Source organism: Mycobacterium sp. ACS4331, assembly GCF_001667265.1.
Classification (GTDB): domain Bacteria; phylum Actinomycetota; class Actinomycetes; order Mycobacteriales; family Mycobacteriaceae; genus Mycobacterium.
Genome location: NZ_LZHW01000014.1, coordinates 1 through 12,173, shown reverse-complemented (window position 1 = coordinate 12,173; position 12,173 = coordinate 1). Strand labels below are relative to the sequence as shown.

13 protein-coding genes are annotated in these 12,173 nt (G+C 66.8%); 10 read left to right on the top strand and 3 right to left on the bottom strand.

What is annotated here, in order from left to right; all coding sequences use genetic code 11:
• Nucleotides 1–3: 3 nt before the first annotated feature.
• Nucleotides 4–1,041 carry a taurine ABC transporter substrate-binding protein gene (locus A5727_RS04885; RefSeq protein WP_068245409.1) on the top strand — a complete coding sequence of 346 codons (1,038 nt, stop codon included), beginning with the start codon at nucleotides 4–6 and terminating at the stop codon, nucleotides 1,039–1,041.
• Nucleotides 1,025–1,798 (top strand): ABC transporter ATP-binding protein, encoded by a 774-nt coding sequence (locus A5727_RS04880; protein WP_068245407.1) that lies wholly within the window; start codon nucleotides 1,025–1,027, stop codon nucleotides 1,796–1,798. Before A5727_RS04885 ends, A5727_RS04880 begins: the two co-directional genes overlap by 17 nt.
• 76 nt (nucleotides 1,799–1,874) lie before the next feature.
• Here the strand turns inward: A5727_RS04880 and A5727_RS04875 are convergent, their stop codons facing one another.
• Both A5727_RS04875 and A5727_RS28045 read right to left on the bottom strand, forming a co-directional pair.
• Nucleotides 1,875–2,648: an HAD-IIA family hydrolase gene (locus tag A5727_RS04875; RefSeq protein WP_068245405.1), complete on the bottom strand. Its 774-nt coding sequence runs from the start codon at nucleotides 2,646–2,648 to the stop codon at nucleotides 1,875–1,877.
• 9 nt (nucleotides 2,649–2,657) lie between these two features.
• Nucleotides 2,658–2,771, bottom strand: coding sequence for a hypothetical protein (locus tag A5727_RS28045; protein ID WP_502687657.1), 114 nt, complete (start codon nucleotides 2,769–2,771; stop codon nucleotides 2,658–2,660).
• A gap of 134 nt (nucleotides 2,772–2,905) precedes the next feature.
• Between A5727_RS28045 and A5727_RS04870 the strand changes: the two genes are divergently transcribed.
• Both A5727_RS04870 and A5727_RS04865 read left to right on the top strand, forming a co-directional pair.
• Nucleotides 2,906–3,547, top strand: coding sequence for a TetR-type transcription factor C-terminal domain-containing protein (locus A5727_RS04870; RefSeq protein ID WP_068245401.1), 642 nt, complete (start codon nucleotides 2,906–2,908; stop codon nucleotides 3,545–3,547).
• Between the two features lie 27 nt (nucleotides 3,548–3,574).
• Nucleotides 3,575–4,012, top strand: a complete 438-nt coding sequence (locus tag A5727_RS04865; protein WP_068245397.1) for an SRPBCC family protein — start codon at nucleotides 3,575–3,577, stop codon at nucleotides 4,010–4,012.
• 19 nt (nucleotides 4,013–4,031) lie between these two features.
• On the opposite strand, the gene A5727_RS04860 is transcribed toward A5727_RS04865, so the two are convergent.
• Entirely contained in the window at nucleotides 4,032–4,730 is a 699-nt protein-coding gene (locus A5727_RS04860) for a GntR family transcriptional regulator (protein ID WP_068245394.1), read from the bottom strand.
• Between the two features lie 127 nt (nucleotides 4,731–4,857).
• Between A5727_RS04860 and fadD5 the strand changes: the two genes are divergently transcribed.
• The 6 genes from fadD5 to A5727_RS04830 form a co-directional block, all read left to right on the top strand.
• Nucleotides 4,858–6,453: a fatty-acid--CoA ligase FadD5 gene (gene fadD5, locus A5727_RS04855; RefSeq protein ID WP_068245561.1), complete on the top strand. Its 1,596-nt coding sequence runs from the start codon at nucleotides 4,858–4,860 to the stop codon at nucleotides 6,451–6,453.
• 282 nt (nucleotides 6,454–6,735) lie between these two features.
• Entirely contained in the window at nucleotides 6,736–7,533 is a 798-nt protein-coding gene (locus tag A5727_RS04850; RefSeq protein ID WP_068245391.1) for an MlaE family ABC transporter permease, read from the top strand.
• A 1-nt stretch (nucleotide 7,534) separates the two neighbouring features.
• On the top strand, nucleotides 7,535–8,404 hold the full coding sequence (locus tag A5727_RS04845) for an MlaE family ABC transporter permease (RefSeq protein ID WP_068245558.1): 870 nt from the start codon (nucleotides 7,535–7,537) through the stop codon (nucleotides 8,402–8,404).
• 4 nt (nucleotides 8,405–8,408) lie between these two features.
• Nucleotides 8,409–9,641 (top strand): MCE family protein, encoded by a 1,233-nt coding sequence (locus A5727_RS04840; RefSeq protein WP_286150023.1) that lies wholly within the window; start codon nucleotides 8,409–8,411, stop codon nucleotides 9,639–9,641.
• Nucleotides 9,638–10,678, top strand: coding sequence for a virulence factor Mce family protein (locus tag A5727_RS04835; RefSeq protein WP_068245388.1), 1,041 nt, complete (start codon nucleotides 9,638–9,640; stop codon nucleotides 10,676–10,678). Before A5727_RS04840 ends, A5727_RS04835 begins: the two co-directional genes overlap by 4 nt.
• Nucleotides 10,675–12,173 (top strand): MCE family protein (locus A5727_RS04830; protein WP_068245551.1); only part of this gene is annotated, 1,499 nt, incomplete at its 3' end. The genes A5727_RS04835 and A5727_RS04830, both read left to right, overlap by 4 nt.

Sequence of the window (12,173 nt, the reverse complement as noted above, 5' to 3'; positions counted from 1 at the left end):
GATATGAAGATCACGTCCCTGGTCGCCGCCATCGCGGCGAGTTCACTTGCTGTGGTGGGCCTTTCGGCCTGCTCGGTGGACAAGTCGGAGCGAAGTGCCGACAAGCCGACCATCCGCATCGGCTACCAGACCTTTCCCAGCGGCGATCTGATCGTCAAGAACAGCAGGTGGCTTGAAGAGGCACTGCCGGACTACAACATCAAGTGGACCAAGTTCGACTCCGGCGCCGACGTCAACACCGCGTTCGTCGCCAAGGAACTGGACTTCGGGGCGCTCGGATCAAGCCCGGTGGCTCGTGGCCTGTCCGAACCGCTGAACATCCCCTACAAGGTCGCGTTCGTGCTGGACGTCGCCGGTGACAACGAGGCGCTCGTGGCTCGCGACGGCAGCGGCATCAACACCGTCGCCGACCTCAAGGGCAAGCGCATCGCCACGCCGTTCGCCTCCACCGCGCACTACAGCCTGCTGGCCGCGCTGTCCCAGAATGGGCTGTCCGCCAAGGATGTCCAGCTCATCGACCTGCAGCCGCAGGCCATCCTGGCGGGTTGGGAGCGCGGTGACATCGATGCGGCGTACTCCTGGCTGCCGACCCTGGACCAGCTGCGCAAGACCGGCAAGGACCTGATCACCAGTCGCGAGCTGGCCCAGGCCGGCAAGCCGACGCTCGATCTGGCGACGGTGTCCACCGAGTTCGCCGAGGCGCACCCCGAGGTGGTCGATGTCTGGCGTCAGCAGCAGGCCCGTGCGCTCAACACGATCCACGACGAGCCCGAGGTCGCGGCCAAGGCCATCGCCGCCGAGATCGGGCTGACCCCTGAGGATGTCGCGGGCCAGCTCAAGCAGACGGTGTTCCTGACGCCGGCCGAGGTGGTCTCGCAGGACTGGCTGGGCACCGAGGGCAAGCCGGGCAACCTCGCGGTGAACCTGCAGAGCGCTTCGCAGTTCCTGGCCGACCAGAAACAGATCCCCTCGGCCGCACCGTTGGAGGTCTTCCAGGAGGCGATCTACACCAAGGGGCTGCCGGGTGCCATCACCCAGTGACGCCCATGGTGCTCTGCGCATCAACAGCGTGGAGCACCGCTACGGCGATGTGACGGCGCTGGGCCCCGTCGACCTCGAGGTCGAGCCGGGCGCGTTCCTTGTGCTGGTGGGCGCGTCCGGCTGCGGCAAGAGCACGCTGCTGCGGCTGATCGCCGGGTTCGAATCCCCCACCCAGGGCCAGGTCGAGGTGTCCGGGCGCACGCCCACGCCGGGCGTCACCGCCGGTGTGGTGTTCCAGCAGCCGCGGCTGTTCCCGTGGCGTTCGGTCGGCGGGAACGTCGACCTGGCACTGAAGTACGCCAAGGTGCCGCGGGACCGGCGGGCTCAGCGTCGGGCCGAGCTTCTCGAGCGGGTCGGCCTCGAGGGCACCGCGCACCGCAGGATCTGGGAGATCAGCGGCGGGCAGCAGCAGCGCGTCGCGATCGCCAGGGCGCTGGCGGCCGAGACGCCGCTGTTTCTGCTGGACGAGCCGTTCGCGGCGCTGGATGCGCTGACGCGCGAGCGTCTGCAGGAGGACGTCCGGCAGGTCAGCGCGGCGTCGGGACGCACGACGGTGTTCGTCACGCACAGCGCCGACGAGGCGGCGTTCCTGGGGACGCGCATCGTCGTGCTGACCCGTCGGCCCGGCACGGTGGCTCTTGACCTGCCCGTCGACCTGCCGCGTACGGGAGTGGATCCCGACGAACTGCGGCGCTCGCCGGAGTACACGAAGCTTCGCGCCGAGGTGGGCAGGGCGGTCAAGTCGGCCGCGGCCTAGTGCGTGCCAACCAGCGCGGGCGTGGGTGCGAAAGTGTCTGTGCTGCTGGTGATTCAGACGGTTTCGGGGCGGCCCGTCACACCAGATCGATGACCTCGGCGATCGACGGCAGCACCCGGCCGGGGCGGAACGGGTAGCGCTCGATGTCGGCCGCCCGCGTCGAACCCGTGAGCACCAGGATGGTGTCGAGGCCGGCTTCGATGCCGGCCACCACATCGGTGTCCATCCGGTCGCCGATCATGGTCGTACTCTCCGAGTGCGCCTCGATCCGGTTCAGTGCGCTGCGGAACATCATCGGGTTGGGTTTGCCGACGAAATAGGGTTCGCGGCCGGTGGCCTTGGTGATCATGGCGGCGACGCTCCCGGTCGCGGGCAGCGGGCCCTCCGCCGAGGGTCCCGTGACGTCGGGGTTGGTCGCGATGAACCGTGCCCCGTCGCCGATCAGCCGGACGGCGCGGGTGATCGCCTCGAACGAGTAGGTGCGGGTTTCGCCGAGGACGACGAAGTCCGGATCGACGTCGGTCAGGGTGTAGCCGACCTCATGCAGTGCGGTGGTCAGGCCGGCTTCGCCGATGACATAGGCCGACCCGCCGGGGAGCTGGTCGTTGAGGAACGTCGCGGTGGCCAGCGCCGAGGTCCAGATCGCCTGCTCGGGGACCACGAGACCGGTACGGGCGAGCCGCGCGGCGAGATCGCGCGGGGTGTAGATGGAGTTGTTCGTCAGAACCAGAAACGGCCGCGCCTTCTCCATGAGGCGGGCCAGGAACTCCGCGGCGCCGGGCAGCGCCCGGTCCTCATGGACCAGCACACCGTCCATGTCGGTGAGCCAACACTGCGAGATCGAGCGCACTCCCGCGATTTAGACCGGCGGGTATGCCGGGGGCGGATAGGCGCCGCGCAGCGCCCACGGGAGCCACGAGAAGAAGTACTCGATCTCGTCGCTCGCGTCGTAATCCGGGTTCGGATCCATCAGCCAACCTCCCAGTCACCGGTGTGAGCAGTCTAACCACGCGGGCACCGACGCAGTACTTATCGGCGGCATTGCATAAACTAGCCAACTAGTTGATTGGGAGGCTGGGGACCCCGGCCGGGACAGAGAGATCAAGTATGCCGCCTGAGAACGGTTTGAGCCGCCGCGAGGAGCTCCTGGCCGTGGCCACCAAGCTGTTCGCGGCGCGGGGCTACCACGGAACCCGGATGGATGATGTGGCCGACGTCGTGGGCCTGAACAAGGCGACGGTGTACCACTACTACGCCAGCAAGTCACTGATCCTGTTCGACATCTACCAGCGCGCCGCCGAACGCACGCTGGCCGCGGTGCACGACGATCCGTCGTGGTCGGCACGTGAGGCGCTCTACCAGTACACCGTGCGCCTGCTCCAGCAGATCGCGGAGAACCCCGAGGGTGCCGCGGTGTACTTCCAGGAGCAGCCCTACATCACCGAGTGGTTCACCGAGGAACAGGTGGCCGAGATTCGGGAGAAGGAAGCCCTGGTCTACGAGCACGTGCACGGCGTGATCGACCGCGGGATCGCCAGCGGCGAGTTCTACGAGTGCGACTCGCACGTCCTGGCACTGGGCTACATCGGGATGACCCTGGGTGCCTACCGCTGGCTGCGCCCCTCCGGCCGCCGCAGTGAGAAGGAGATCGCCGCCGAGTTCAGCACCGCGCTGCTGCGTGGTCTGATCCGCGACGAGAAGATCCGCGTCGAGACCCCGCTGGGCGAAGGGTCGGTGGCTCGGGCCTGACGGTGCGGGCACTCCTACACTCTTCGCATGCCTATCGTGAGCAAGACCGTCGAGGTGGCGGCTGACGAGAACGTCATCCTGGGGATCGTCGCCGACTTCGAGGCCTACCCGCAGTGGAACGAAGAGGTCAAGGGCTGCTGGATCCTGCACCGGTACGACGACGGCCGGCCCAGCCAGCTGCGACTCGACACCCTGATCCAGGGCAATGAGGGCACCTACATCCAGGCGGTGTACTACCCGGCGCCCAATCAGATCCAGACCGTCATGCAGCAGGGGGAGCACTTCTCCAAGCAGGAGCAGCTGTTCAGCGTGGTCGGCATGGGCCCGACGTCGCTGCTGACGGTCGACATGGACGTCGAGACCACATTCCCGGTGCCCGCGATGATGGTCAAGAAGGTGGCCAACGATGCCCTCGAACATCTTGCGGACAACCTGAAGAAGCGTGCGGAGGAGCTCGCGGTCTAGTTCTGAGACCGGGGTGGAGCTACTCCCAGATCCCGGTATTCTCCAGCATGCTGGTCAACCGCGTGACGCCGTCGGTGAACTGCCATTCGGTCAGCTCGGTCACGGCGGACAGATCGCGTTCGCGCAGCGCGCCGATCAGCTTGCGGTGGTGTTCGACGGCGTCGGTGCCCCACGTAGGGTCACCCGCGTAGACCCGCGGCGGCATGTAGCGCGACACATGCAGCAGGAACCAGGCCAGCTTGATCCGGCCCGCGCTGCGGTTGAGCGCGCGGTGGAACTCGAACTCCGCGCTGATGACGGCGTCGACGTCGGCGGCCTGCACCGCCTCGGCGAGCGTGGTGGTGAGGCTTTCGAGATGGTCGATCTGCTCGTCGGTGATGTGTTCGACGGTCGAGGACGCCAACTCCTTGGCGATCGTGGCCTGCAGCCAGAAGATGTCCTCGACGTCCTGGCGGTCCAGGGGCACCACGACGTGCCCGCGGTGGGGTTCGAGTTCGACCATGCCCTCACCGCGCAGCGTCAGCAGAGCCTCGCGGACGGGCGTGATGCTCACGCCGAGCTGGGCCGCGGTCTCGTCGAGGCGGATGAACGTGCCGGGCCGCAGGGTGCCCGACATGATCTCGGCGCGCAGGTGTGCGGCCACTTCCTCCGACAGCTGCTCGCGGCGCAGTTTTGGCCGCGGCAGCGCGGTCCGCTGCGATCTGGCCGGTGCGTTCACAGTGTGGTTCTACATCCTTCAGGCTTGTCTGGTGCGATTTGACCTCATAGTGTGACCAGGACTACCCAATGTTTGATCAAATGTAATATTCGCGCAAGTCCGCAGATCCGAAGTGAGGGGAACGACGTTGACCGCGCAGCTGGCTCATGGTGTGGGTGCCCAGACGCCCACCGAACAGCCCTACCTGGCCCGTCGGCAGAACTGGAGCAACCAGCTGTCACGACACGCCCTCATGCAGCCCGAGGACACCGCCATCCGATTCATGGGCAAGAGCATCACGTGGGCCGAGCTCGACCGTCGAGTCAGCGCGCTGGCCGATGCCCTGAGCCGTCGGGGTGTGTCCTTCGGCGACCGCGTCATGGTCCTGATGCTCAACCGCCCCGAATTCATGGAGACCGTGCTGGCCGCCAACCGGCTGGGGGCCATCGCGGTGCCGGTCAACTTCCGGCTCACCCCACCGGAACTCGGGTTCCTGGTGCAGGACTGCGAATCCCGCGTCGTCGTGACCGAGCCCCTGCTTGTCCCCGTCGCCAGCGCGGTGCGTGAGATCGCGCCGCTGGCCGAGACGGTGATCGTCGCCGGCGCCCCCACCGAAGGTGACCTGCTGGGGTACGAGGACCTGATCGCCGAGAAGGGCGACGCCCATCCGGTGGCTGACATCCCGAACGACCACCCCGCGCTGATCATGTACACCTCGGGCACCACGGGCCGGCCCAAGGGGGCGGTGCTGACCCACGCCAACCTGTTCGGGCAGACCATGACGGCGCTGTTCACCAACGGTGCCGACCTGAACAACGACGTCGGCTTCATCGGCGTCCCGCTGTTCCACATCGCCGGCGTGGGCAACATGCTGACCGGCCTGACGCTGGGACACCCGACGGTGATCCACCCGCTCGGCGCCTTCGACCCGGGCCAGCTCCTCGACGTGCTCGAAGCCGAACAGGTGACCGGCATTTTCCTGGTGCCCGCGCAGTGGCAGGCCGTGTGCCAGGCCCAGCGGGCGCAACCGCGCGATCTGAAGCTGCGCGTCATGTCCTGGGGCGCGGCACCGGCGTCGGACACGCTCCTGCGCGATATGGCCGAGACGTTCCCGAACACCAAGATCCTGGCGGCCTTCGGCCAGACCGAGATGTCGCCCGTGACGTGCATGCTGCTGGGTGAGGACGCGCTGCGGAAGCTGGGCTCGGTCGGTCGGGTGATCCCGACCGTGGCGGCCCGAGTCGTCGACGACAACATGAACGACGTCCCCGTGGGTGAAGTGGGCGAAATCGTCTATCGCGCACCCACACTGATGGCGGGGTACTGGAACAACCCGCAGGCCACCGCGGAGGCGTTCGCGGGCGGGTGGTTCCACTCGGGCGACCTGGTGCGCCAGGACGAGGAGGGCTACGTCTGGGTTGTCGATCGCAAGAAGGACATGATCATCTCCGGTGGAGAGAACATCTACTGCGCCGAGGTGGAGAACGCGCTGGCCGCCCATCCGGCGATCGTCGAGGTGGCGGTGATCGGGCGCGTCGACGAGAGGTGGGGCGAGGTGCCGGTGGCCGTGGCGGCCGTGTCGGATGAGTTGGCGCTCGCCGATCTCGAGGACTTCCTCAACGAACGACTGGCCCGCTACAAGCACCCGAAGGCGCTCGAGATCGTCGACGCACTGCCGAGGAATCCGGCCGGAAAGGTGCTGAAAACCGAACTGCGGTCGCGGTTCGCCACCGGCGGAGAATGATGTTTTGGGGCGGATCGGTGCGGATTGGGTTCGAATTCAGCGCTTTCCGGGTTGACCGGACCCGATTGACGTAGGCGAAGAAAACGCCGAGGTCACAATGGGGGGTTCATTCCCGCGGATGGGCCACCCCGCCGCACCAAGATCAGGTACATTCCTGTGGTCCGCCTTACTACTCCCGAGTAGGGAGGCGGCCGTCACGTATCTGGGGCGGGGGGCAGGAGGGGGCGTGGAGTTCCGCGTAGCGTTGCAGCGCCACACGGCCGTCCGGGTGAGGGCGGCTCTGTGACGGCGTCGACGGGCGGACTCACCGGCTACGTGCGCGACCAGCTGCGCACACCCCTTGAGTTGGTGGGCGGGTTCTTCCGCATGTGCGTGCTCACCGGAAAAGCGGTCCTGCGGCCGTTCGAATGGCGCGAATTCATCGAGCAGAGCTGGTTTCTGATGCGGGTGGCGTTCCTGCCCACCGTCGCCGTCTCGATTCCGCTCACAGTGCTGATCATCTTCACCCTCAACATCCTGTTGGCGGAGTTCGGCGCCGCTGATGTGTCCGGCGCCGGGGCCGCGCTCGGCGCGGTCACCCAGTTGGGGCCGCTCGTCACGGTTCTCGTCGTCGCCGGCGCGGGGTCGACGGCCATCTGCGCCGATCTGGGCGCCCGGACCATCCGCGAGGAGATCGACGCCCTGGAGGTGCTCGGCATCGATCCCATCCACCGCCTGGTGCTGCCGCGGGTGGTCGCCTCGACGTTCGTCGCGTTTCTGCTCAACGGCGCGGTGATCACGATCGGCCTGGTGGGTGGGTTCATCTTCGGCGTCTACATCCAGAACGTCTCGGCGGGTGCCTACGTATCGACGCTGACGCTGATCACAGGGCTTCCCGAGGTGCTCATCTCGGTGATCAAGGCGCTGACCTTCGGATTGATCGCGGGCCTCGTCGGCTGCTATCGCGGCCTGACGGTCGCGGGCGGCGCGAAGGGGGTCGGCACGGCCGTCAACGAGACCCTGGTGCTGTGCGTGGTCGCGTTGTTCGCGGTCAACGTCGTGCTCACCACCATCGGTGTCCGGTTCGGAACGGGGCGCTGACGTGTCGACGACCCAAGTCCTGCGAAGTCGCTTCCCCCGGGCCTACAGCGACGTCACGAGGTTCGTGGGATGGCCTGGGCGGTTCCTCGACACCCTCGGCCACGTCGCATGGTTCGTCCTGACGGCGGTGGGGTCGATCCCGCACGCGCTGCGCAACTACCGCCGTGAACTCCTGCGCCTGATCGCCGAGATCGGCATGGGCACCGGGGCCATGGCAGTGATCGGCGGCACGGTCGCGATCATCGGATTCGTCACGCTGTCGGCGGGTTCGCTCATCGCCATCCAGGGTTTCGCCTCGCTGGGCAACATCGGCGTGGAGGCGTTCACCGGGTTCTTCGCGGCCCTGGCCAACGTCCGCGTCGTGGCGCCCATCGTGACGGGTCAGGCCCTGGCGGCCACCGTGGGTGCCGGTGCCACAGCCGAACTCGGCGCCATGCGCATCAGCGAGGAGGTCGACGCGCTCGAAGTCATGGGCATCAAGTCGATCTCGTACCTGGTCTCGACACGGATCCTGGCCGGCGCCGTGGTCATCATCCCGCTGTACGCCATGGCCATCCTGTTGTCGTTCTTCTCCGCCCAGTTGGTCACCACGGTCTTCTACGCGCAGTCGGTCGGCACCTACTCGCACTACTTCAACACGTTCCTGCGCGTCGACGACGTCTTCTGGTCCTTCCTCGAAGTGATCATCATGTCGATCATCGTGATGCTCAACCACTGCTACTTCGGCTATTTCGCCAGCGGCGGTGCCGTCGGCGTGGGAGAGGCGGTCGGCAAGTCGATGCGCACCTCGCTGGTGGCCATCGTGGTGGTCGTCCTGTTCGCCTCGTTGGCGCTCTACGGCACCGACCCGAACTTCAATCTCACGGTGTAGCGCGATGACGACCAACATGGACCAGGTCCGGATGGGGGAGAACAAACCCCGCACTCCGCCATACAAACTCGCGGGTCTGGTGCTGCTGCTCATCACCGCTCTCGTGGCCACCGCGCTCTACATCCAGTTCCGCGGCGGCTTCGAGCCCAAGACCGAGCTGACCCTGGTCTCAGACCGAGCCGGTCTGGTGATGGACCCGGGGTCGAAGGTGACGTTCAACGGTGTGCAGATCGGCCGCGTCGCCGAGGTGAACCCGATCGACCAGGACGGCACCACGCGGGCCAGGCTGACGCTCGACGTCAATCCCCGCTACATCGACCTGATCCCGGCCAATGTGGTCACCAACATCCAGGCCACCACAGTGTTCGGCAACAAGTACGTGTCCTTCACCTCGCCGGATGATCCCGATCCGCGGCGGATCAGCTCGGACGACGTGATCGACGTGACCGGAGTGACGACCGAGTTCAACACGCTGTTCGAGACCATCACCTCGATCGCTGAACAGATCGACCCGGTCAAACTCAACCTGACGTTGTCGGCCGCGGCCCAGTCGCTCACCGGTCTGGGCGACAAGTTCGGTCAGTCGCTGGTCAAGGGCAACGCGATCCTCGACGACATCAACCCGAAGATGCCGCAGATCCGTTACGACGTACAGCGATTGGCCGACCTGTCCGACGTGTACACCGCAGCGTCGCCGGATCTGTGGAATGCGCTCGAGGGCGCGGTGACCACGGCCCGCACCTTCAACGCGCGGCGTGCCGACCTCGACGCGGCCCTGCTGGCGGCCACCGGGTTCGGCCAAACCGGCGCCGACGTGTTCGAGCGGGGCGGACCCTATCTGATCCGCGGCGCGGCCGACCTGGTGCCCACCGCTCAACTGCTCGACACCTACAGTCCCGCACTGTTCTGCACCGTGCGCAACTACGCCAGCGTCGCGCCCAAGGTCGCCGATTCGCTTGGCGGAAACGGCTATTCGCTGAACACCAACACCACCTTCCTCGGCGCCGAGAACCCCTACGTGTATCCCGACAACCTGCCGAGGATCAACGCGCGCGGCGGCCCGGGCGGCGCACCGGGGTGCTGGCAGTCGATCGACCGGCACCTGTGGCCCGCCCCGTATCTCGTGATGGACACCGGTGCCTCGATCGCGCCCTACAACCATCTCGAACTCGGCCAGCCCATCCTCACCGAGTACGTCTGGGGACGCCAAGTGGGGGAGAACACGATCAACCCATGAGAATCACCGGAACCGCAATCAAACTCGGCGCCTTCTCGCTGGTGCTGCTGCTCTTCACGGCGATCATCATCGTGGTCTTCGGCCAGATCCGATTCGACCGCACCAGCACCTACACCGCGGAGTTCAAGACGGCGAGTGGACTTCGCGCCGGCCAGTTCGTCCGGGCCTCGGGCGTGGAGGTCGGCAAGGTCGAGGACATCGAACTCGTCGACGGCGGGCAGCGTGTCAAGGTCACCTTCAACGTCGACCGGAACCTGCCGCTCTACCAGTCGACGACCGCCCAGATCCGGTATCAGGACCTGATCGGCAACCGCTACATGGATCTTGCGCGGGGGCAGGGCGAGGGCGCGGACCAGATCCTGCCGCCCGGCGGGTTCATCCCGCTGTCGCGGACCACCCCGGCGCTCGACCTCGACGCGCTCATCGGCGGGTTCAAGCCCGTGTTCCGCGCCCTGGACCCGGAGAAGGTGAACACGATCGCGCAGTCGATCATCACGGTCTTCCAAGGCCAGGGCGGCACGATCAGCGACATCCTCGACCAGACCGCTCAGCTGACGTCGGCGCTGGCCGACCGGGATCAGGCCATCGGTGAGGTGATCGACAACCTCAACACCGTGCTCGCCACGACGGTCAAGCATCAGAAGCAGTTCGACGAGACCGTGGTCAATTTCGAGAAGCTGATCACGGGGCTGAAGAACCGCGCCGACCCGATCGCCGACTCCACCGCGAGCATCAGCAACGCCGCGGGCACACTGGGTGACCTGCTGGCCGACAATCGGCCGATCCTCCACGACACCATCGCCCGCCTCGAGGGCATCGCCCAGCCGCTTGTCGACGAGCAGGCGCAGGTCGACGACATCTTGACGAAACTGCCCACGTCGCTGAAGATCATCGGCCGCGCGGGCGGCGTCTACGGTGACTTCTTCAACTTCTATCTGTGCGACCTGACCCTCAAACTCAACGGTGCCCAGCCCGGTGGACCGGTCCGCACCGTGAAGGTGTTCACCCAGCCGACCGGCAGGTGCACGCCGCAATGAGGACTCTGGAGGGGTCGAACCGGATCCGCAATGGCCTGGTCGGGATCGTGATCGTGATCCTCGTGATCGGGGTGGGCCAGAGCTTCTCCAGTGCGCCGATGTTGTTCGCGCAGCCGGTCTACTACGGTGCCTTCACCGATTCGGGTGGGCTGCTCACGGGCGACAAGGTGCGCATCGCGGGCCTCGATGTCGGCACCGTCCAGTCGGTGGCCATCGACAATGACCATGTCGTCATGGGATTCACGTTGGGCGGCAACCAGATCGGCACCGAAAGCCGGCTGGCCATTCGCACCGACACGATCCTGGGCAAGAAGGTGCTCGAGGTCGAACCGCGTGGCAGTGAGATTCTGCGGGCCAGCGGTCAACTGCCCGTCGGGCAGAGCACCACGCCGTACCAGATCTACGATGCGTTCTTCGACGTCACCAAGGCCGCGGGCGGCTGGGACATCCAGACCGTCAAGCGGTCACTGAATGTGTTGTCGGAGACCATCGATCAGACCTATCCGAACCTGAGCGCCGCACTCGACGGGGTGGCCCGGTTCTCCGACACCATCGGCAAGCGCGACGAACAGTTCAAGAAACTGCTGGCCAACGCCAACAAGGTGGCCCAGGTCCTCGGCGATCGCAGTGGGCAGGTCAACGACCTGCTGGTCAACAGCAAGACGCTGCTGGCCGCCGTCAACGCCCGCGGGCAGGCCATCACGAACCTGCTGTCCAACGTGCAGCTGGTGTCGGCGCAGTTCCAGGGTCTGGTCAACGACAACCCCAATCTCAACCACGTGCTCGAACAGTTGCGCGTGGTCACCGACCTTCTCGTCAAGCACAAGTACGACCTGCAGGAAGTGCTGATCACGCTCAGCAAGTTCACGGCCTCACTGGCCGAGGCACTGGGGTCGGGACCCTACTTCAAGGTCATGGTGGTCAACCTGCTGACCGGCCAGGTGCTCCAGCCCTTCATCGACGCGGCGTTCAAGAAGCGGGGAATAGACCCGGAGCAGTTCTGGCGCAACGCGGGTCTGCCGGCGTTCCAGTTCCCCGACCCGAACGGGCAGCGGCAGGCCAACGGGGCGCCGCCACCGGCGCCGCCGGTGCTGGAGGGCACTCCCGACCATCCGGGCCCCGCCGTCCCACCGGGTTCGCCGTGCTCGTATACGCCTCCCGCAGACGGTATCCCGTCGCCGGCCAACCCGCTGCCGTGCGCGGGCCTGACGGTCGGCCCGTTCGGCGACAACCCCTACGGGCCCAACTACACCGGACCGGACGGCGTCCTCACGTCACCGCCGAACCCGAACGCACCGCCGCCGGCGCCCGGTCTGCCGATCGCCGCCGAACCCGGAGCGCCCGCGCCCACCCTGCCGGGTGCCCCGGTGCCCATCCAGGAGGGCCCGATCAACTCGCGGACGGTGCCGTTGGGCCCGGCCCCGGGGCCGGGGCCGGCTCCGGTCGCCGTCCCGCCCCGGGCCCCCCCGCCCGGGGGGGCCCCCCCCGGGGCCCG

What these genes read in the sequence shown, in the direction of transcription:
- A5727_RS04885 (WP_068245409.1), top strand. Translation starts at nt 4, where the DNA reads ATGAAGATCACGTCCCTGGTCGCCGCCATCGCGGCGAGTTCACTTGCT.
- A5727_RS04865 (WP_068245397.1), top strand. Translation starts at nt 3,575, where the DNA reads ATGCCTATCGTGAGCAAGACCGTCGAGGTGGCGGCTGACGAGAACGTC.
- A5727_RS04840 (WP_286150023.1), top strand. Translation starts at nt 8,409, where the DNA reads ATGACGACCAACATGGACCAGGTCCGGATGGGGGAGAACAAACCCCGC.
- A5727_RS04870 (WP_068245401.1), top strand. Translation starts at nt 2,906, where the DNA reads ATGCCGCCTGAGAACGGTTTGAGCCGCCGCGAGGAGCTCCTGGCCGTG.
- A5727_RS04835 (WP_068245388.1), top strand. Translation starts at nt 9,638, where the DNA reads ATGAGAATCACCGGAACCGCAATCAAACTCGGCGCCTTCTCGCTGGTG.